This window comes from Novosphingobium sp. ZW T3_23 (assembly GCF_044987305.1).
Taxonomy (GTDB): domain Bacteria; phylum Pseudomonadota; class Alphaproteobacteria; order Sphingomonadales; family Sphingomonadaceae; genus Novosphingobium.
This window is the reverse complement of the sequence record NZ_JBJDRF010000001.1, coordinates 201,718-221,528: the sequence shown is the minus strand read 5'-3', so window position 1 is coordinate 221,528 and position 19,811 is coordinate 201,718. Positions and strand designations below refer to the sequence as shown.

At 64.3% G+C, this 19,811-nt stretch carries 20 protein-coding genes; 3 read left to right on the top strand and 17 right to left on the bottom strand.

Annotated features, from left to right (window positions below; genetic code table 11):
• Positions 1-19: 19 nt before the first annotated feature.
• The 3 genes from ACI3K3_RS00950 to ACI3K3_RS00940 form a co-directional block, all read right to left on the bottom strand.
• Positions 20-649: an outer membrane protein gene (locus ACI3K3_RS00950; RefSeq protein ID WP_404911498.1), complete on the bottom strand. Its 630-nt coding sequence runs from the start codon at positions 647-649 to the stop codon at positions 20-22.
• A 156-nt stretch (positions 650-805) separates the two neighbouring features.
• Complete coding sequence (locus ACI3K3_RS00945) at positions 806-1,048, bottom strand: hypothetical protein (protein WP_404911497.1); 243 nt, start codon at positions 1,046-1,048, stop codon at positions 806-808.
• A gap of 153 nt (positions 1,049-1,201) precedes the next feature.
• A complete protein-coding gene (locus ACI3K3_RS00940; protein ID WP_404911496.1) occupies positions 1,202-1,369 on the bottom strand; it encodes a DUF1328 domain-containing protein in 168 nt (55 codons plus the stop codon).
• A gap of 362 nt (positions 1,370-1,731) precedes the next feature.
• Here ACI3K3_RS00940 and ACI3K3_RS00935 point away from each other — a divergent pair, with 362 nt between their 5' ends.
• Complete coding sequence (locus tag ACI3K3_RS00935) at positions 1,732-2,847, top strand: MFS transporter (RefSeq protein ID WP_404911495.1); 1,116 nt, start codon at positions 1,732-1,734, stop codon at positions 2,845-2,847.
• A gap of 63 nt (positions 2,848-2,910) precedes the next feature.
• Here ACI3K3_RS00935 and ACI3K3_RS00930 read toward each other — a convergent pair whose 3' ends face one another.
• The 10 genes from ACI3K3_RS00930 to ectA form a co-directional block, all read right to left on the bottom strand.
• A complete protein-coding gene (locus tag ACI3K3_RS00930) occupies positions 2,911-4,911 on the bottom strand; it encodes a BCCT family transporter (protein WP_404911494.1) in 2,001 nt (666 codons plus the stop codon).
• A 142-nt stretch (positions 4,912-5,053) separates the two neighbouring features.
• Entirely contained in the window at positions 5,054-5,794 is a 741-nt protein-coding gene (locus tag ACI3K3_RS00925; RefSeq protein WP_404911493.1) for a hypothetical protein, read from the bottom strand.
• Between the two features lie 99 nt (positions 5,795-5,893).
• Positions 5,894-7,132 (bottom strand): mechanosensitive ion channel family protein, encoded by a 1,239-nt coding sequence (locus tag ACI3K3_RS00920; protein WP_404911559.1) that lies wholly within the window; start codon positions 7,130-7,132, stop codon positions 5,894-5,896.
• A gap of 105 nt (positions 7,133-7,237) precedes the next feature.
• On the bottom strand, positions 7,238-8,557 hold the full coding sequence (locus ACI3K3_RS00915) for an MFS transporter (protein ID WP_404911492.1): 1,320 nt from the start codon (positions 8,555-8,557) through the stop codon (positions 7,238-7,240).
• Positions 8,554-9,813, bottom strand: a complete 1,260-nt coding sequence (locus tag ACI3K3_RS00910) for an MFS transporter (protein ID WP_404911491.1) — start codon at positions 9,811-9,813, stop codon at positions 8,554-8,556. The genes ACI3K3_RS00915 and ACI3K3_RS00910 overlap by 4 nt, the downstream gene beginning before the upstream one ends.
• A 47-nt stretch (positions 9,814-9,860) precedes the next feature.
• The gene (locus ACI3K3_RS00905; RefSeq protein WP_404911490.1) at positions 9,861-11,300 is read right to left on the bottom strand and encodes an aspartate kinase; all 1,440 of its coding nucleotides are present in this window, start codon (positions 11,298-11,300) and stop codon (positions 9,861-9,863) included.
• Entirely contained in the window at positions 11,297-12,223 is a 927-nt protein-coding gene (gene thpD / locus ACI3K3_RS00900) for an ectoine hydroxylase (protein WP_404911489.1), read from the bottom strand. Before thpD ends, ACI3K3_RS00905 begins: the two co-directional genes overlap by 4 nt.
• An 18-nt stretch (positions 12,224-12,241) precedes the next feature.
• Complete coding sequence (locus ACI3K3_RS00895) at positions 12,242-12,628, bottom strand: ectoine synthase (RefSeq protein ID WP_404911488.1); 387 nt, start codon at positions 12,626-12,628, stop codon at positions 12,242-12,244.
• Between the two features lie 29 nt (positions 12,629-12,657).
• Positions 12,658-13,974: a diaminobutyrate--2-oxoglutarate transaminase gene (gene ectB / locus ACI3K3_RS00890; RefSeq protein ID WP_404911487.1), complete on the bottom strand. Its 1,317-nt coding sequence runs from the start codon at positions 13,972-13,974 to the stop codon at positions 12,658-12,660.
• 16 nt (positions 13,975-13,990) lie between these two features.
• Entirely contained in the window at positions 13,991-14,482 is a 492-nt protein-coding gene (ectA, locus tag ACI3K3_RS00885; RefSeq protein WP_404911558.1) for a diaminobutyrate acetyltransferase, read from the bottom strand.
• 283 nt (positions 14,483-14,765) lie between these two features.
• Here ectA and ACI3K3_RS00880 point away from each other — a divergent pair, with 283 nt between their 5' ends.
• Complete coding sequence (locus tag ACI3K3_RS00880) at positions 14,766-15,212, top strand: MarR family winged helix-turn-helix transcriptional regulator (protein ID WP_404911486.1); 447 nt, start codon at positions 14,766-14,768, stop codon at positions 15,210-15,212.
• Positions 15,209-15,334 carry a hypothetical protein gene (locus ACI3K3_RS00875; protein ID WP_404911485.1) on the top strand — a complete coding sequence of 42 codons (126 nt, stop codon included), beginning with the start codon at positions 15,209-15,211 and terminating at the stop codon, positions 15,332-15,334. Before ACI3K3_RS00880 ends, ACI3K3_RS00875 begins: the two co-directional genes overlap by 4 nt.
• 97 nt (positions 15,335-15,431) lie before the next feature.
• On the opposite strand, the gene ACI3K3_RS00870 is transcribed toward ACI3K3_RS00875, so the two are convergent.
• From ACI3K3_RS00870 to ACI3K3_RS00855, 4 genes are all read right to left on the bottom strand, one after another.
• Positions 15,432-15,914: a prolyl-tRNA synthetase associated domain-containing protein gene (locus tag ACI3K3_RS00870; RefSeq protein ID WP_404911484.1), complete on the bottom strand. Its 483-nt coding sequence runs from the start codon at positions 15,912-15,914 to the stop codon at positions 15,432-15,434.
• A 19-nt stretch (positions 15,915-15,933) separates the two neighbouring features.
• Entirely contained in the window at positions 15,934-17,289 is a 1,356-nt protein-coding gene (locus tag ACI3K3_RS00865; RefSeq protein WP_404911483.1) for a hypothetical protein, read from the bottom strand.
• A 121-nt stretch (positions 17,290-17,410) separates the two neighbouring features.
• Positions 17,411-18,904: an aldehyde dehydrogenase gene (locus ACI3K3_RS00860; protein ID WP_404911482.1), complete on the bottom strand. Its 1,494-nt coding sequence runs from the start codon at positions 18,902-18,904 to the stop codon at positions 17,411-17,413.
• Positions 18,897-19,808: a dihydrodipicolinate synthase family protein gene (locus ACI3K3_RS00855; RefSeq protein WP_404911481.1), complete on the bottom strand. Its 912-nt coding sequence runs from the start codon at positions 19,806-19,808 to the stop codon at positions 18,897-18,899. Before ACI3K3_RS00855 ends, ACI3K3_RS00860 begins: the two co-directional genes overlap by 8 nt.
• Between the last annotated feature and the right edge of the window lie 3 nt (positions 19,809-19,811).

Here is a 19,811-nt window from a genome sequence, read left to right as displayed (position 1 = left end):
CTTCGTTGCAGGGTATCGCTTAGAAGCGGTAGCCGAGCATGGCCGCAACTTGATGGCGATCGGGCTGGAGACCGGTGCCTTCATAGTGACCATAGTCGGAGTAGCGGTATTCGACGCGAGCAAGGAAGCCCGAGACGTTGGTTTCGACACCGGCGCCCAGACGATAACCGTCCAGCTTATCGCTGCCGCTGACGATCACATCGCCATCGTCGTAGCTCGCCTTGACCTTGGCATTGGTGTAGCCGCCCTTCGCATAGACGAGCAGGCCGGGGACCAGTTCGCCGCCGAGACGAACGCCAGCGTACAGATCGCGGCCAGTCTTGAGCGATGCGCGATCGCCGACGACGAACACGTCGTCAGCGCTCTCCTTGACGTTCGAGTCCGCATATTCACCTTCGACGCCCAGAACGACGCCCTTGATGTTCTTGTCGAAGCCGACGACGCCGCCGAACAGAATGCCATCGTCGCTACCGCCACCGATCGGCGTGTCGATGCGGACCTTGTCCCAACCAGCCATTGCCGCAACGTACGGGCCATCGAACGGTACATTTGCGTCCTGTGCCATGGCGGGCGCAGCTGCCGAAGCGGCCAGGGCGAGAGCGGAGATGGCAATAAACTTCTTCATCGTAAATTCCTGCTTGTCATTCATCGGCTTACCGATGCAGGTCAAACTGTCACTCCGACGAAGAGTTTCATTGAGTGTTGCGCGGAATCAATAACGACTGGTCGTAGTGGCATTTATGCAACATAATCTCCTGGCCGCAGCGCGCCACTGCTTCGCCTCTGAGCTGGCCATTCCCTTCCGTTACGACAGTGCAGCGATCTTCTCGGGTGCCGGTTTCGAATTCTGTTCCGACATTGGAAGAGCCAGAGAACCGGCGAGCTTTTCGTAAAGCCGGTGCTCAGCCTCGATACGATGCCCGGCAAGAATTTGGCAAAGCACTCCCTCGTCACCAGGGCAGTGCCAGAAGTCGGATACCTCGGCCAGCGCCCTACGCAGCATCTTCGCCGCTTCCCGGTCTGCGGCAGTAACTCCGAGCATGGTCAACTCTGTTCCTCTGAATGCTGCACTCTAGAAAAGCATCAGGTTTCCCGGCGATACCGGATAAGCCTACGGCAGGAGCGCCAGTACGCTTCTGCCGTAGGGCTCGATCTAGACCTGAAGAACATATCAACGCAGGTCGCGTTGAGACGCCAGGTTTCAGGGTACCCTTCTGCCCCGGCCAAAGAAGAAGCCGAGAACCAGGATTACGACCGCCACCAGCAAGAAGATCTTTGCCAGGCCAGCGGAAAGGCCCGCAACGCCGCCAAATCCCAGAAGTGCAGCGATCAGTGCGACGACCGCAAAAATAATTGCCCAGCGAAACATGAGTGCTCTCCTTATACAGAGGCCGCGCCGACATTGTCGAAGCAGCTTGGTTCTCAGAACTTTCGGCCAATCCCAATGTTCCACGAACCGTCGGCAGGCCGAGCGATTCAACAAAGCCGATCTGACCGGCCGCATTCAAGCCCTCGCATGCCGCGATAGAAAATCTCGCTCGTCCCAAAGGCGCGCGGGGTGGCCATCCCCTCCCCCGCCGCCTAACGATCGCCTGACCTTTGAAGTGATTGATGGTGACGTAAGTGAGTGGTGTGGTTCGACGTGGTCGGGAGCAAGTCGGGTGGGATACGGTCCCTCCCAACCGCGAGAAAGCCGGGCGCCTTCCGCTGGCCGGCCTGCTCGCATTGGCAATGGCTGCCTTCGTCACCCTGCTGACCGAGATCATGCCGGCCGGTCTGCTCTCCGCTATCTCGACGGGCATGGCGGTCTCGGAGAGCGTGGCGGGGCAGTTCATCACGGCGTTCGCGGTCGGAGCGCTCCTCTCGGCGATCCCGGTTACCGCGATGACCCGCAGCCTTCGGCGCAAGCCCCTCCTGCTTTTCCTTCTCGGTGGGTTCGCTGCGGTCAATCTGGTCACGGCGCTGTCTGGCAACATCTATCTCACCCTTGCAGCGCGCTTCGTGGCTGGCCTCTTCGGCGGCGCGGTCTGGTCGATGTTGGCCGGCTACGCCGTGCGCATGGCTCCGCCGGGCATGGGCGGCAGGGCTATCGCAATCTCTGGCGCGGGTGCGACAGCCGCGCTTGTCGTCGGCGTGCCTCTGGGTTCGGCTTTAGGCCGCGTGCTTGATTGGCAAGGCGCGTTCGGGATGGTGTCGGCGATGGCATTCGTACTGATGCTCTGGGTCCAGCGGATCATCCCGGACTTCCCTGGCGAGCAGGGCGGCGAGCGGGAAAAGCTGCTTGCGGTCCTGCTCCGGCCCGGCGTCGCCGCGACCACGGCGGTAATCCTCACCTACATTATCGGCCACAACATCATCTACATCTTCGTGGAGCCGTTCCTGCGCTCGATAGGCCAGGTCGGAAGCCTCGACCTGATGCTGCTCCTCTTCGGCATCGGATCGATCGGTGGCCTCGCCCTGGTCGGCGGGCTTGTGGATCGACACCTGACCGTGATGGGGCCGGTGCAGCTCGGCTTCTTCATGGCAGCGCTCGCAATGTGGATGCTCGGCGCTACGGCGACGCTCCCGATCTATCTGTCCGCCATCATATGGGGCATCTCGTTCGGCGGCTTCGGCGCGGTCACCCAGACTGCGATCGCACGGCTGGCACCTGATTCCATGGACGTCGCCCAGTCGATGTGCACCACGGCATGGAACAGCGCCGTGGCGCTGGGCGGGGTCGCAGGGGGCTTCCTGCTGGATCGCTCCGGAGCAGGATCGTTCCCTGTCGCGAGCGCGGGAATCCTCGGCGTGTCGCTGATCATCCTCGTGGTGGGCGTGAACCGCCCGCTGATGCGGCGGCGCTGACCACGGATAGCGACCGAGGTTGGAATTGATAGCCGACGCCCCGTCAGTGACCGCTCCTGCCCTTCACACATGGGGTTTTTCCATTGGCGTTTGCATTGGGGCCGGACGCCATCTCTCCAGTTGGGTGAGGACATCGTTGGCGATCTGGTCCTCGGAGAGGTCGGTCAGATCGCGCTGCCTCTCGCCCCGCACGTTGCCAGCCAGTTTCCAGGTTAGGCTTCGGCGACGTTCCGAGGCTTCCAGAGCGGTGTAGGCAGGCAAAGGCCGCGGTTTGGCAGCCAGTTCGTAAGCGAATATGCTGCCGGAACCGAAGTTGATCGTCAGCGTGGCGCCGCTGTCTCGCGTGTCGAGATGACTATCCGCCCAGCCTTCCGCCAACATGGCGTCGCAGACCCGGCGCAGGGCGGGAACGCCCTTTTCGGCGAGCTGTTGGGCAATCTGCGATTTGCTTGCCGGTACGAACAGGCGCTTCAGGCGCTCGCTGATGTTCACGGGTTCTTCGGAGATAGTGATGCCTTCCAGATCGGCCCTTGTTTGCCGGACAAGTCCGAACGCCAGCATGAGCATTACAAAGCAAAACGGCAGGGCAGCCAGCAGCGTAGCGGTCTGAAGCGCGCCAAGACCGCCCGCCATCAGAAGCAGCGTTGCCGTAAGTCCCAGCAGCACGCACCAATATACCCGCTGCCAGCGCGGCGTATCTTCTTCACCGCCCGAGGCCAGCGTGTCGATGACCAGGGCACCGGAATCGGCTGAGGTGATGAAGAACACCGCCACCAGCACCACTGCGAGAGTCGAGGTGAAAGCCGCGCCGGGCAGGTACTCCAGAAACTTGAACAGGGCTGTCGAGAGGTTGGCTTGCACGGCATCCGCGATCGCGCCGCCCGCCGGTCCCAGATCGAGGTAGATCGCGGTGTTGCCGAACACGGTCATCCAGAGGAATGTGAATCCGGTGGGTACGAACAGAACGCCGATCACGAATTCGCGGATCGTGCGTCCTCGGGAAATGCGGGCGATGAACATGCCGACGAAGGGTGACCAGGCGATCCACCAGGCCCAATAGAACAGCGTCCAATCCGCCATCCATGCCCTCGGCTCATACGCGTATAGCTTGAAGCTGCGCTCGAAGCAGTGATCGAGATACAGGCCGAAATTCTGCACGAGTGCCCGCAGCAGGAACAGGGTCGGGCCGGATGCCAGTACGAAAAGCATGAGGAGGATGGCAAGCACGAGGTTAAGCTCGGAAAGGCGACGAACGCCCTTCTCGGCCCCACTCAGCATGGACAAAGTGGCCGCGCCCATGACGAGCACGATTACGATGACCTTCGTCGTTACCGTATCCGCGATCCCGTAGTTGTAGGCGAGGCCTGCGGTCATCTGCGAAACGCCGAAGCCCAGGGATGTGGATACGCCGAAGACGGTTCCGCAGACGGCGAAGATATCGATAGCGTCGCCGATGGGGCCACGTATCCGCTTGCCAAGAATGGGGAAGAGCCCTGAACGCAGCGTCAGCGGAAGCCCCTTGCGATACGTGAAATATGCCAGGCTCAGGCCGACGAGCGCGTAGATCGCCCAGGCATGCACGCCGTAGTGATGGAAAGTGATGGCCATCGCTTCCCGGGCTGCATCGATGGTGCCGGGCATCGCTTCAGGCGGGGCGCTGTAATGCTGAATGGGCTCTGCGACCGCAAAATACATGAGACCGATGCCCATACCGGCGGCAAACAGCATCGCGAGCCAAGATACATAAGGAAAGTCGGGTTCGGCATCGTCAGGGCCAAGCCGCAGTCTACCTGCAGGACCGAAGCCGAGCGCCAGAACGACAACGAGAAAGACAACGACGGCTGCAATGTAGAGCCAACCGAACGTATCGATCGCCCAGCTTTGCGCGGCCTTGAATACGAGATCCGAAGCTCCCGGCGCAAGGAGCGCCGTCGAGAGCATGATCGCGATAATACCGGAGGCGCCCCAGAAAACGCGCTTGTTCATTCGGCTTTCGATCATGGCGCGGTACTGACCTATATTTGTCGACACTGCGCAATCGCACCAGACCGCGTACTGTTCCACCCTTGTGGGAGATAGGTCTCTCGCGGACGGCTTTTTCGCTCCAAAACGTTGATGCAGCCAGTGGTGGGAAGCCTAGGGAGCGAAGTGGTCCAGAGGGGAGCGACAGTAAGCGCCTTGCCTGCCATCGTCCGACCCTACCGCCTCAGCTTCGGTCGCATGGTCCCAGCGCTTCGATCACCATGCGGTAATCCGCATAGGCTTGCTGCTTGGCCGCAAAGCTTCCCGAGACATAGGCGCTCTGAGGCGGTGACGGCGGAAGGAAGCAGGCAAGATTGTACCATTCCAGCGTCTCCTTTCCCGGCGGCATCGACGCGCCCGCCGCCACTGCCGAAAACGACACGCCCCAGCTCTCCGCGCGGCCCGGCTGGTGGCGGACGGCGATCGTGGCCGGGCCCTTTTTCGTATCGAGAAAAATCTGGGTCAGCCCCTGCCCGGCAAGATTGCCCTGCACGAAGGCGAGTTCCCTGACGCGCGTGACCGGCGCCGATGTCTTGGCGGAGACGAGCGCCCGAAGCACGGAGCGTATCCTGCTTTCGCGTTCGGGCGACCATAGCTGCTGCGCGGTAGGCTCGACCAGCTTGATCTGCCGGGGATGGCCGGGCACGGGCGAAGCGAACAGGAAAACGTCCTTGCCCCTCAGTTCCGCCGCGCTCTGTTCCCCAGTCGCGGGGAGATCCACCAGATAGCGCAGCGATCCGCCAATCCCGCTTTTCCCGTAAAGCAATGCGCGCGTGCTGGCCTCCGCATAATATCGCCGATGGGCCGGTAAAAGCGAGCCCGAAGTCGCGGTGTCCACGGGTTCCATTTTCATGACCCTGGCCAGGATCACCAGACCGGATTTCTTCGCGAGTTCCACCGTATCGACGTACGTCGACTGATCCACCGAACCGGATCGCACCTGCGCGGTCGCCGGGAAAGGCACAGCCAGGCTAATGGACGCCGCAAGGCCCGTTAGAACGTGAGATAAGCGAACAGACATGGATCACAGGTTCCGCTGAGAGGACAGGGAAGCGGGCGCGCGCAAATCCCTTTCGGCAGCATATCTACGCTCTTGGGTGAGGAAGGCAAAATCCGATCCCGTGGGTCGCTGGAACACCCGCAGCCCGAACTCCGGCATGATCGCAAGGAGATGATCGAAAATGTCGGCCTGGATATTCTCGTACTGCGCCCAGACGGTCGTCTTCGCGAAAGCATAGATTTCGAGCGGCATGCCGTTCTCGCTGGGAGCAAGCTGGCGCACCAGCAGCGTCTTGTCGTCGGCGATATCGGGCCGCGATTGCAGATAGGCCAGGACATAGGCCCGGAACGTGCCGAGATTGGTCAGGCGGCGGGCGTCGAGGATTTCCTCCGGCGCATGGGCCTCGTTCCATGTGCAGACCTGCTCCTGCCGCTCCTGAAGATAACCGCGCAGGACGCTGAATCGCGCGAACTTCGCAAGCTCCTTCTCATTGAGGAAGCCGATCGAGTTCTGGTCGATCATCAGCGCGCGCATGACCCGGCGGCCGCCGGATTCCGACATGCCCCGCCAGTTGCGGAAGCTCTCGGTGATCAGGCGATAGGTGGGAATGGTGGTGATCGTCTTGTCGAAATTCTGGACCTTGACCGTGTGCAGGGCGATATCGATGACATCGCCATTGGCATCGAGCTTGGGCATCTCGATCCAGTCTCCCACCCGGACCATGTCGTTCGATCCGATCTGGACCGAGGCGACGAGCGAGAGGATCGTGTCCTTGAACACCAGCATCAGCACGGCGGCCATGGCGCCCAGCCCGGAAAGCAGGAGCAGCGGCGACTGGTTCATCAGCGCGGCCAGCACCAGGATCGCGGCGGCGGCATAGACCAGCAGGTTGGCGACCTGGACATAGCCCTTGATGGGGCGGTTCCGCGCATCGGGACGGCGCTGGTATAGTTCGTTGCCCAGCGTCAAAGTCGCCGTCAGTGCCAGCGTCAGGGTCAGGATGATGATGACCGCGCAGAGGCTGTGCACGAAGGCGACGAAATTCGCGGGAAGCCCCGGCACTGCCGCGATCCCCGCCTGCACGATCACGGTGGGCAGAATGTTCGAGAGGCGCGCGACGATCGCGCCGACATGACGGGCCTCGGCTTCGAAAGGAGTCCGGCCCAGCATGCGCAGCACGCCCTTGAGCACGATCCGCTTGGCGACCCAGTTGGCCAGACTTGCGGCGAGCGCCAGCGCCAGCAGGGCAAGCCCCGTCTGCATCCAGGGCTCGCTTCCCCACGGCAGGTCGAGGCCGGAGAAGCTCAGTGTCGATCGGGTATTCTCGGTAGGCAAGGCGGTTCCTCAAGCGGGATTGTGCGGCGACGTTCAGGTCCGGGGCAGCGGCTTGCCGGCGCTCTCGGCAGTGAAGTCCAGAGCGAGCAGGCCGCAGAGACAGGCCGCGATCATGACGTAGGCGGGCACGAGCGGATTGCCGGTCATGTCGATGAGCCAGGCATTGACCGCAGGTGCCGTTCCTCCGAACAGCGACGTAGACAGGTTGTAGGCCAGGGCAAAGCCCGCAAACCGCACCGGCGTGGGGAAAAATGCCGGGAACGTTGCCGAAATCGTGGCAAGCTGCGGCGCATAGAGCAGGCTGAGCAGGACATAGCCGATCGCCGCCTGTATCGGGCCCAGGCTCATGAGATGATAGAGGGGGATCACCAGCAGCACGAGGCCCAGCAGCGAGGCCCGCCACAAGGGCTTGCGGCCGACCCGGTCGGACAGGGCGCCGAGGAACGGCAGCAGCAGCATCATGAACAGCATGCCCGCGATCGGCACCATCAGCGCCGCGTCGGTATCAAGCCCGATACGGCGCTGCAGATAAGTCGGCATGTAGCTGAGCAGCGTATAGTTGACGACGTTGAGCGCGACGACGAGGCCGCTCATCGCCAGAAGCGGGCGGCGATAATGGGACAGCAGATGGCGCAGGCCCGGCGCTTTGCCGGTTGCCTCGTCGCGCTGCGCTTCCGCCTCCTGAAACAGCGGCGTCTCCTCCATGCGCGAGCGTAGGTAGATGCCGACAAGTCCCAGCGGACCGGCCAGAAGAAACGGCAGGCGCCAGGCCCAATCGCGCATGGCGGCATCGCCCAGCGCTAGCGAGAAACCCAGCATCAGCAGGGCGCCGCCGCAGAATCCCGCCAGCGTGCCGACTTCGAGGAAACTGCCGTAGAAGCCACGCTTCGCATCCGGCGCATATTCCGCCATGAAGATCGCCGCGCCGCCATATTCGCCGCCGGTCGAGAAGCCCTGCACCATGCGCAGCACGACCAGCAGCGCCGGTGCCCAGCCGCCGATCAGGGCATAGGAGGGAATGAGCCCGACGCCCACGGTCGCGCCGGCCATGAGCAGGATCGTCAGCCCCAGCACGGCCTTGCGGCCATAGCGGTCCCCCAGCGGTCCCCAGAACAGGCCGCCCAGGGGGCGCACCAGGAACGAGATCGCGAACGTCGCGAGCGCGAAGAGCGTCGCCTCCGCCGTCTCGCCGGGGAACAGCGCGGCCGAGATGTAGCTCACGCCATAGGCGTAGATGCCGTAGTCGAACCACTCGGTGGCGTTGCCGATGGCGGAAGCGACGATGGCCCTGCGCAAGTCTGGCGGCGGCGTGTCGATAGCGTGAGCAGGCGGGCTGCTGGCGAACGGTTTCAACGATGGCTCCCTGTTTTCTCGGGCTCTTCCACACTCTCCGCAGCGAGCGGATCGAGCGAGGCGGCCAGCGGTGACGTGCGCGGCAGGCCCACGTAGCTTTCCTGGAGATGCTCCGGCACCGGATCGGAATTCACTTGCCGGAGCAACGCGAACGAAAGCGCGGCGCTGGCGCAGGCCGCGATGAACAGGAACAGCCCGGAAGCGCCCGCCAGCGCCACGGCCAGCGAACCGGTCGCCGGCCCCAGCGCCGCGCCCAGCGAGTAGACGAGCACCATGCCGCCACTCGCCGCCACGCGTTTTTCCGGCAGGAGATGGTCGTTGGTATGGGCCACGCACAAGGGATAGAGCGCGAAGCTCAGCCCCCCGAACACGGCCCCCAGGCCCAGCAGCAGCGGCCCGGAACGCGCGGCGAGCGCAATCGTCAGGGCGGCTGCCAGCGTTCCGGCGAAACAGAGCACGATCACCTTGCGGCGATCGATCCGGTCCGACAGCCAACCGAGCGGCCATTGCAGCACCACCCCGCCCAGGATCACGACGCTCATGAACAGGGTAGTCTGCGAAAGGTCCATGCCGAAGCGGCGCGCGAAGACCGCGCCCAGCGCGTAGAAGGCGCCGAGCATCATGCCGGTCAGCCCCGCGCCGACCATGCCGAGAGGCGATGTGCGATAGAGTTCGCGAAACGGCAGCGGCGCGAAATCGCCGGCGTCCGGGGCGGCAATACGGGTCAGCAGGACCGGGATTGCCGCCAGCGAGACCAGGATCGAACCGACCAGCAGCGGCACGGCCGCTCCGGCGGCGTCAAGGCGGACGAGGAACTGGCCGGCCGCCTGTCCGCCGTAGAGCGCGATCATATAGCCGGCCAGCACCATGCCGCGCTGTTCGCGTTCGGCGCGCTCGTTCAGCCAGCTTTCCACGCAGACGTAGATTCCGGCGAGGCATAACCCGTCGATGAAGCGCAGCGCGCCCCAGAACGTGGCCTGCGTGTAAAGCGCGTAGGCCAGCGTATCCGCGCTCAGAAGCGTTACGAAAGCGGCGAAGGCGCGGATATGGCCGATGCGGCCAACCAGCGCCGGAACGCGGATCGATCCCAGCGTGAGCCCGGCGAAATAGGCGGTCCCCACCAGGCCGATGGTCAAGGCGCCACTTCCCGCCCGCTCCAGCCGCAGCGCGACCAGCGTGTTCAGGAAACCGCCGCCCGCCATCAGCAGAAAGATGGCGGCCAGCAGGCTGCGGACGGGAAGGATGGCTTTGAGCATGAGTGCGTGGCTCCCCCCGCCGATGGCGGCGGAAGGGGCCTTTCCGGTCAGGCGGCGGCGCGCGCCGTGGCGCCGCCGGTTTCGACGAGAGCGGCGTGCAGCGCGCGGACGGCGCCCTCGAAGTCCTTTGCCGCGACGATGAACTGCACGTCCACGTTGCGAATCTGGTGCTGAAGCGCCACGAGGTCGATGTCGGCCTTGGCCAGCGCCGCGAGTGCGCGGCTCACCAGCCCCGGTTCGGACAGATCGCTGCCGATCACCGAAACCATCGCGAATTCCTGCGCCGTCACCACCGAACCCGGCCATTGCCCGCGCAAGTCGTCGACGATCTGCGCCGCCCGCTCGTTGCCGGTGCCGCTGAGGTAATGGGTGATGGTATTGGCGTTGGAGCTCTTGCTGACGATCCACGCGCCGTGGCGGGTAAGCGTTTCCAGAATGGCCGCGTCGTAGCCCTTCTCGCCGACCATGTCCTGCTCGAAGAACTGGAGCGCCTGGACCGAGGCGAGGCCGGTAACGATCTCCACGCGCGGGGCTTTCGAAACGTAGTCGCCCTCGATCAGGGTGCCTTCGTCGTGCCGCTCGAACGTGTTGCGAACGCGCAGCGGAATGCCCGATTGGCGCAGGCCCCGGCCGGCGCGGGGATGGATGGCCTCCATGCCGAGATTGGCGAGCTGATCGGCCACGTCGTAGTTGGTGCTGCCGATCTTGCGCGCGCGGTCTTCACCCACCAGGCGCGGATCGGCGCTTGAGAGGTGGAACTCCTTATGGATGATCGCTTCGCGCGCGCCGGTGACGACGGCGATGCGCGAGAACGTCATCTCGGAATAGCCGCGGGCATAGCGGCGCACCATGCCGCCTTCGCAGCCCGCATAGCCGGTGACGATCGGCATCTCGCGCGAAAGGTCTATCGATGCGAAGGCCGTGCGGATGCGTTCGTCCAGCCCCACGAGGTCGTCATGGTTCCAGACCGAAAGGTCCACGAAGACGGCATTGACGCCGCGATCCCGCAGCAGCAGCGCGGTGGAGTGGGCGGCATGGGCCTCCCCCAGACCGGCCAGCATCTCGCGCAAGGTGCTCACCTGCTCGGTCAGGCAGAAGTGGCCGTGGCCGCGCAACCGGTCGAGATCGTCGAGGCAGGCTTCGAGAGCGGCGACCCGGCCCGCGACGAAGCGATCCGCCTCCTCCCGGCTTTCGGGCCGCGCGAAGATTTCGGCATTGCGCGCCCACATCGCGCCGAGCACGTCCGTCAGCGCCGTGCGCCACGCCCCCGGCGTCTCGTTGCGTACGAAATGGCCGTGGACGCCCGGCGCCCCGTCCTTCTTGCGTTCCAGCAGCAGGTCCGTCATCCCGGCATAGGCGGAGACGACGAAGATCCGGTTGTAGAGATCCGCGCCCTCGCGCCCGGCGATCAGCACGTTCTCGAAGACGGTCGACGTCGCGGCCATGGATGTGCCGCCGATCTTTTCGACGCAGTGCGTTCCCGTCATGCCGGCACTCCTTCCACCAGCCCCTCGATCGCGCCGGAAACCGGAACGACGGGCTGGAAATCGCGCGAGGCGATGAATTCCGGGCGCGGCGAAGGCGCCGCGTAAGGCGCCCCCAGCCGGTTGCTGACGGCATTGTAGACCAGGAAGGCATTGGCGCGCGGGAACGGCGTGATGTTGCCGTTCGACCCGTGCATGACGTTGCAGTCGAACAGGACCACCGTGCCCGGCTTGCCTACCGGCGCGACGATGCCGTGGCGATGGGCCAGCTCGGCAAGGCTCATCTCATCGGGAACGCCATATTCCTGACGGCGCAGCGACTGGCGATAGTGGTCGTCCGGCGTCTCGCCCACGCACGAAACGAACGTGGCCTGAGAGCCCGGAATCACCATGAGCGGCCCGTTGTTCGGGGTGTTCTCGGCGAGGAGGACCGACATCGACAGCGCCCGCATGGCCGGCATTCCGTCCTCGGCGTGCCAGGTCTCGAAATCGGAATGCCAGTAGAATTCCTTGCCCGCGAAGCCCGGCTTGTAGTTGAGGCGGCTCTGGTGAAGATAGACCTCGTCATCCAGCAGGAACCGCGCGACATCCGCGAGGCGCCTGTCCGCCGCCAACCGCGCCATGACCTCGCTCTGCGCGTGAATTTCGAAGATCGAACGCACTTCGCGGCTGCCGGGCTCGGCGATCACCGTCTCATCCTTGAGACCGGCGGGATCGGCCAGCAGACGCCCGGTTTCAGCCTGGAGCGCGGCCACTTCCTGTGCCGAGAAGACGTTTTCGAGGACGAGATAACCGTCCCGGTCGAATTGCTCGACCTCGCTTGCGGTCAGCGGCGCGGCGGCATGCCAGGCCTTGCGCGCAACGGGTTCGTCGCGCGGCTGAAGCCTGGGTTCGCTTTCGCATCGGGTGGGATAGAGATCCTGCATCGTTTTCCTGTCCCTCCTTCAGTCCGCAAGGGCCGGATAGGCGCCGTTTTCGTCATGGACCTCGCGGCCGGTGACGGGCGGATTGAAGGTGCAGGCGCAGAGGATATCCTCCACCGGGCGAACGATGTGCCGATCATGGGCGTTGAGGGCATACATTACGCCGGGCTTCAGATCGTGCGTCTTGCCGGTGCCCAGATCCTCGATCGTGCCGCTGCCCTGAAGCACGAGCACGGCCTCCAAATGGTTCTGGTAATGCATGTGCAGTTCCTCGCCCGCGAACATCGTGGTGACGTGGAACGAGAAGCCCATGTCGTCGTCCTTGAGCAGCAGGCGGTCGCTGACCCAGCCCTTGCCTTCGACGTGACGGTCTGACTTGCGGATATCTTCGAGATTACGAACGATCATGATTGTATTCCTTTATGCTGGGATCAGGCTCAGGCGGCGACGCCGAGCTTGCGGTTCGCGGGCAGCGCGGGAAGCGCCTCGGCCACGGCTTCTTCCAGGATATCGAGCCCTGCATCGAGCACGGCATCTTCGATCACGAGCGGCGCCAGCACCTTGACGATCTCGTCATGCGCGCCGCTGGTTTCGATGATCAGACCCTGCGCGAAGCAAGCGGCGGTGATGGTCGCGGCGATGTCTCCGCTTCCTACGTCGATCCCGCGCATCATGCCCCGCCCGCGCGTCGACAGCCCATGCCGCGCCGCCATCGCTTCGAGGCGTCGCTCCAGCAGGCCGCCACGCCGGGCGATGTCGTCGGTGAACGAAGGGTCGGCCCAGAACTCGCGCAGGGTGGCGGTGGCCGTCACGAAGGCATGATTGTTGCCCCGGAACGTGCCGTTGTGCTCGCCCGGCGACCACTGGTCCAGTTCGGGCCGGATCAGGGTCAGCGCGAAGGGCAGCCCCATGCCGGAAAGCGACTTGGCGAGCGTGACGATATCGGGCGTGAAGCCCAGGCCGTCGAAACTGAAGAAGTCGCCGGTACGCCCGCAGCCCGCCTGGATATCGTCGACGATCAGCAGCGCGCCGTGCTTCCTGGCGATCGCGGCGATGCGGCGCAGCCATTCGGGCGACGCGGCATTGAGGCCGCCTTCGCCCTGCACCGTCTCGACAAGGAAGGCGGCCGGGGCATCCAGCCCGCTCGACGGATCGGAAAGCCGCTGCTCCAGCAGTTCGGCGGTATCGACGTCCGGACCGTAATAGCCGTCATAGGGCTCGTGGCTGACATGGCTGAGCGGCACGCCCGCGCCGCTGCGTTTCCCGGCATTGCCGGTGCAGGCCAGCGCGCCGAGCGTCATGCCGTGGAAGCCGTTGGTGAAGGCGATCACCATCTCGCGCCCGGTCACCTTGCGCGCCAGCTTGATGGCCGCTTCCACCGCATTGGTGCCGGTGGGGCCCGTAAACATCGCACGATAGTCCAGCCCGCGCGGCTCCAGGATCACGTCCTCGAACGCGCGCAGGAACTGGCTCTTGGCTTCGGTATGGAGATCGAGCGCATGCGTGACGCCGTCACGGGCGATATAGTCGATCAGCGCCCGCTTCAGTACCGGATGGTTGTGCCCGTAGTTGAGCGACGAACAGCCGGACAGGAAATCGAGATAGCGTCCACCCTCGCTGTCGTGCAGCCACACGCCCTCGGCGCGGTCGAACTGGCGGGGCATGGAGCGGGAATAGGTGCGAACCTGAGATTCGCGGCGGTCGTAAATGGCCGTGTCGGGCGCCTCGGCGCTCGGCTTGGGAAACATCGTCATGTGGAGAAGCCCCTGTTCAGTTGGAGTGGTCGAACGGCCGCAGCGTGATGCATGCCTGCCATTCGGTATCGTGCGCTCCGGCGAAGTGGGCCGCGCGTTCGAAGCGCGGCGACCGGGTCAGCGCGGCGCCGTGGCGCCTGGCGAAAGCTTCGAACAGCGCCCAGGATGCGTCGTTCGTTTCCGTGATCGTGGTGGTGAGTTCCCGCGCATCGCAGGCCGCAGGGCGGGCCACGAGTTCGTCGAGCATGCGGCTGCCGAGGCCCTCGCCGCGCGCCGCGTCGCTCACGGCGACTTGCCAGACGAACAGGCGCTCCGGGTTGGACGGCGGTCGGTAGCCGGAAATCCAGCCTACCATCCGGCCCGCCCGTTCCGCGACTACGCAGGTTTCCGCGAAATCGCTGCACTGAAGCAGGTTGCAATAGGCTGAGTTGCCATCGAGTGGGGGACACGAAGCGATCAGCGCCGAGACAGCGGGACCGTCCTCGGCATCAGGGCGGCGCAGGACTATTCCCTGGTCCGCAGCCGCGCGGACAGGGCTCGCGGGATCACTCCCCGAGCGCGTTGCATTCACATTGTCATCAAAAATTACTTCACCCTCCGAAGCACGTAGACGTGCTTGGCTTTTGTCCATCAAACTCGGTGCGTGGCCGTAACCATAACCATTCTCAGTTGTTGCGCAACAGTCCCGCCCGGAAAATGTTCCACTTAGGCAGGCTTGATGTCGAATTTAGTTCGATAATCTAAGCAACTTCCGACTTGGCGCAAACCCGCAGGAAAGCTAGCTGTTCGGGATGGAACTCGACCTCACTTCGGCAGCTCTTCTAGCCTTGCGAAAAATTCTCGATGCTGCCGAACTCGAAAACAGGAAAATGGCCGCATCGACGGGATTGACCCCATCGCAGGCGCTGGTGCTGAGGCAGGTCGCGGAGCACGCGAGCATCACGCCAAGCGCGGTTGCGCAAACCTTGAAGTTCAGCCAGGCCACCATCACGAACATCACCGACAGGCTCGTCTCCGCGAACCTGGTAACGCGCACCCGCAGCCAATCGGACAAGCGTCAGGTTATGCTGCAAGTTACTGAATTGGGCCGGGAAAAGCTCAGGGCCTCGCCCTTCCCTTTGCAGATGAGGTTCAGCCAGGCCTTCGCGGGCCTGGAAACATGGGAGCAGGCCATGATGCTTGCATCCCTGGAGCGCCTGAATACCTTGCTGTCGCCCTCTCCCTCCGGTTCGCCTTGACCTATCCGCGCGCCGAGCAGTTCCATGGCCGCGACCATGCCCTGCTCGTTGCCGCTAAGATCGAGCGCGGCGGCGATCGGGATCGTCGCACCCCCGATCACGCTGACGATCAAGAGCGGTGAGTGGGGTGAATACATGGTGCTTCTCTCTCGCGAGTGCCGCCGGGTTCGGCGTTATCATGATCGGGGTCTCAGGGACCGCTTCTTAAGGCCCGTTTTCTCAGGGCAGAACGACGACCTGGGTGGCGACGCCCTTGCCGGACAGCCAGGATTCCAGCGCGGCGAAGGGTAGCGCGATCGTCGCCGTGTTGCGGAGCGGGTGAACGGCGATGCGCTCCGCCTCGCGGAAGGCGGCGTCGAACACCACGTTCACCTCGCCCGCCGCGTTGGCCGCCGCCAAAGGCGTCACCGCGCCGGGGCTTACCCGCAGCAGGCGCTCCATATCCTCGGGCTTGCCGAAGGAGAACTTGCCGGCACCCAGCCGCGCCGCGAAAGCCTTGAGATCGGCACGCCGCTCGCTGGGCAGGGTCACCAGCCAGAACCCGCCCTGCTTGTCCTTGAGGAAAAGGTTCTTGGTATGGGCGGCCGGAAGCGCCTCATGGATGGCGGCGCTTTCCTCGACCGTGTAGACGGCCGCATGTTCCAGCTTTTCGAGCACGACGCCGTCGCGGGCGAACTCCTCGAAGATGTCATCTTCACTCATGACGAAAATCCTTTTCCTGTCAGAAATAGTACCCGAAGACGGTGAGGAAAGAAGCCTTGAGGCGGTCGTCGCCGCCTTGCGCGGCGCCGGCGCCGTATTGGCCCGCGCCCACGAATGGATCGTTCCGGCCCAGCAGAAACTCGGACCAGATCCGAATTCGCCCGGTCTTCTTGTCGGTCCAGTAGGTGCCAAGATTGAGCCGCTGGGTGTCCTTGAAGCCGTCTGCGCTCTTGGCGAAGTAGGCGTAGTTGGCGAAGACCTGGAGCGAGAAGGGAAACGTCCCGGTCTCGATCTTGCGGCCGATTTCTCCGAACAGCAGGGTGCCGTCGGCAGCGATGTTGAAGGGCGCGTCGTAGTTGCCGACCGTAACGGTCTGCTCGCTGCCCGGATTGCGCAGCGACATGTCCTGCCGCGCGGCCAGCAGCTTGGCATGCCACGGGCCTTGCGTGCCCTTCACACTCACCGCGAAAGCGCGGCGCCAGCCGTCCCGGTCGGTGTCGAAGTTGTGAACCGTCGAAAGCCAGGCCGATCCCGAAACGGACAGTTCACCGCTGGCGGAAGCAGCGAGGCGATACTGCGCGCGCCCGATCAGCATGTTGCGTTCGGCATTGCGGGAAGAGGCCGGGTTCGAGCGTTCGCCCTTGACGATATTGACCGAATAGCGGGCCGAGTCTTCGCTGAGGCCAAAGGCGTTGGGCGCGGTGGTGGGGAAGAAGCCGGCCTCGATCCTGTAGGCGTCTTCCTCATGCGCATAAGTGATGCCGGCGTTGTAGACTTCTTCCAAACCGATCACGAAGCCCATCGAGTTGAGGAAGCCGGAGCCCCAGAACTGGTCATCGAACGGAACCGGCTGGATGCCGACCGCAACCTTGTCATGCTTCGACAGTCGGGCGCCGGCATAGGCATAGACCGGGAAACTGATCTCTCCGGGATAGTTGTCATAGCCCGAGGCTTTTCCGTATAGGAAGCTGCCGCCATAGAACCGGTACTGCGCTGCGCCGTAGAACGTCTCGGAATCGTAGTCGGCCTTCAGGATCAGGGTGTCGAAGGACAGGTTGCTGGAGGTTCGGCGGCTGCCGTCCGCAGCGGCGCTGTTGAAGCGCAAGTCATAGCGTCCACGAATGGCACCGCCCAGCTTCAGCCCACCCTTGCGCGCCTCCTGCGTCGGTTCCGGTGCGGGAGGAGCTTCCACCGCTGCACCGCTGTCGGCCTCCTGCGGCAATTTTTCCGGGGCCGTCTGCGCTAGTACCGGGGAAGCGGTTGCCAGCGCGAACAGGGCCAGAGTTGCCGCGACGGGACGCGATCCATCGACGCACGAGCGACCGCGCGGACGAACCGCTCGCGATCCCCGTCGCACCGGGGCGATTGCATTCATGACATCCTCCGGGGCCGCGCCCGTTCGATCGGGACTCAAGCCAGTTCGAAAAAAAGACCTCACCGCCCGGCGATCGTGCCGAGAGGATAAGGCTCGCTCGGCGGGCGGTGAGGAGGGACGATCAGTTCGAAACGTCGATCCAGATGGTCTTGATCTCGGTGTACTGATCATGCGCCCATTGGGACTTGTCGCGTCCGCCGAAGCCGGACTGCTTGTAGCCGCCGAACGGCGTCGTCACATCGCCTTCGCCGAAGCAGTTCACGGTCACCACGCCGGCACGGATCTCGCGGGCGAGGCGCACGGCGCTCTTCAGGCTGCCGGTATAGGCCGATGCGGCCAGGCCGTAGATCGAATCGTTGGCCAGCGCGATCGCCTCTTCGATCGTCTCGAAGGTGGTGACCGCCAGGACGGGGCCGAAGATTTCCTCACGGAACAGCAGGTTGTCCGGCGTCACGCCGTCGACGATGGTGGCTTCCACGAAGATGTCGTCCTGCGTGCCGCCACCGGTGAGGACGTTCATCTGCTCGGACGCGGCATGCTCCAGATAGGAACGGACCTTGTCGAAGTGCGCACGGCTGACCATCGAGCCCAGGCGGTTCTCCGGGTCGAGCGGATCGCCGAGCTTCCAGTCCTGCAAGTGGTGCGCGATGCGCTCCAGCAGCACATCCTTGACCTCGGCCTGGACGATCAGGCGCGAGGAGGCCGAGCAGTTCTCGCCCATGTTCCAGAAGGCGCCGTTGACGACATGCTGGGCCACCGCGTCGAGGTCTTCGGCGTCCTTCATGACCACGGCGGGGTTCTTGCCGCCGCATTCCAGCACGATGCGCTTGAGGTTGGACTCGCCCGCATAGGCCAGGAAGCGGCGCCCGGTGGCGGTGGAGCCGGTGAAGCTCACCATGTCCACGTCCATGTGGCGGCCGATCGGCTCGCCCACTTCGCGGCCGCTGCCGGGCACGACATTGAACACGCCCGCCGGAATACCGGCTTCATAGGCCAGTTCCGCCACGCGCAGCGCCGTCAGGGTGGTTTCCGCCGCCGGCTTGACCACGATCGAGCAGCCTGCGGCCAGCGAAGGCCCGATCTTCCACGCCAGCATCAGCAGCGGGAAGTTCCACGGCAGCACCAGCCCGACCACGCCGATCGGCTCGCGCACCACCAGGGTCAGCGCGTCCGATCCGACCGGGGCGGTGCTGTCGTAGACCTTGTCGATCAGCTCGGCATGCCAGCGGATCGTGTGGATGCTTTCCGGGATGTCGACCGTTTCGCACTCGGCGACCGGCTTGCCGCTGTCGATGCTCTCCATGACCGAGAGTTCGCGGGCGTTCTGTTCCAGCAGGTCCGCGAAGCGCAGCAGCGTGTGCTTGCGCTCGCCCGGCGAGAGCAGGCGCCAGCGGCCGTCCTCGAAAGCGGCGCGGGCGGCGGCGACCGCCAGATCCACGTCGCTGCCGTCGCAGGCGGCGATCTGCGTGAGGGACGCGCCGGTCGCGGGGTTCGTCGTCTCGAACGTCCGTCCGGAAAGTGCCGGACGGAACGTGCCGTCGATGAAGGCCTGCGTCGGCAGGGTGAGCCCCTCTGCCAGGGCGGCGTATTCGGCGCGGGTGAGGAGATCAGGCATCGACGGTTTCCCCGACCGCTGCGGCGACCTTGGCCTTCAGTTCGGCAATTACGGCAGCCAGACCGCGCTTCTCGTCGGCTTCGAGCGGCAAGAGCGGTGCGCGGACGCTGCCGGTTTCGAGGCCGATGATCTCGCAGCCCGCCTTGATCGACTGGACGAACTTGCCGTTCTCCAGGAAGTCCATCAGCGGCAGCATGGCGGACATGATCGCACGGCCTTTGGCGAAGTCCTTTTCCAGCACGCAGGCCTCATAGAGGGCGACGTGTTCTCCGGGTACGAAGTTCGAGCCGGCGCAGACCCAGCTGCGCGCGCCCCAGGCGAAGAATTCCAGCGCCTGGTCGTCCCAGCCGCAGGAGAGCTGAATTTCGGGATACTGCGAGGCCAGCGCGTGCAGGCGCAGGGTGTCGCCCGAGCTTTCCTTGATCGCCATGATGTTCTTCGTGCCCTTGATGGCGCGGAAGAACTCGTCGCCCATGCTCACGCCCATGCGCGCGGGGTAGTTGTAGAGCATGATCGGCAGGTCGGCGGCCTTGTCGATCGTCAGGACGTGGTGCGCGATCTCCTGCTCGGTGGGAAGCGCGTAAGGCGGCGTGGTGACGAGGATGGCATCCGCGCCGATTTCCTTCGCATGGACCGCATAGGCCACGGCATCCTCGGTACGCGTCGCGCCGGTCCCGACGACGAGCGGCAGGCGTCCGCCGATCACGGCCTGCGCACGCTCGGCAAGGGCGCGGCGTTCCTCGGCGGTATGCGCGTAATATTCGCCGGTCGAGCCGCCGATGATGATGCCGTGGATGCCGCTGGCGATCAGGTGTTCAAGCACGGCGTCGAAGGCGGCGAAATCGATCGAGCCATCGGCTGCAAGCGGCGTGATGGCCGGGGTGAAGATACCGTCGAAATTCATGGC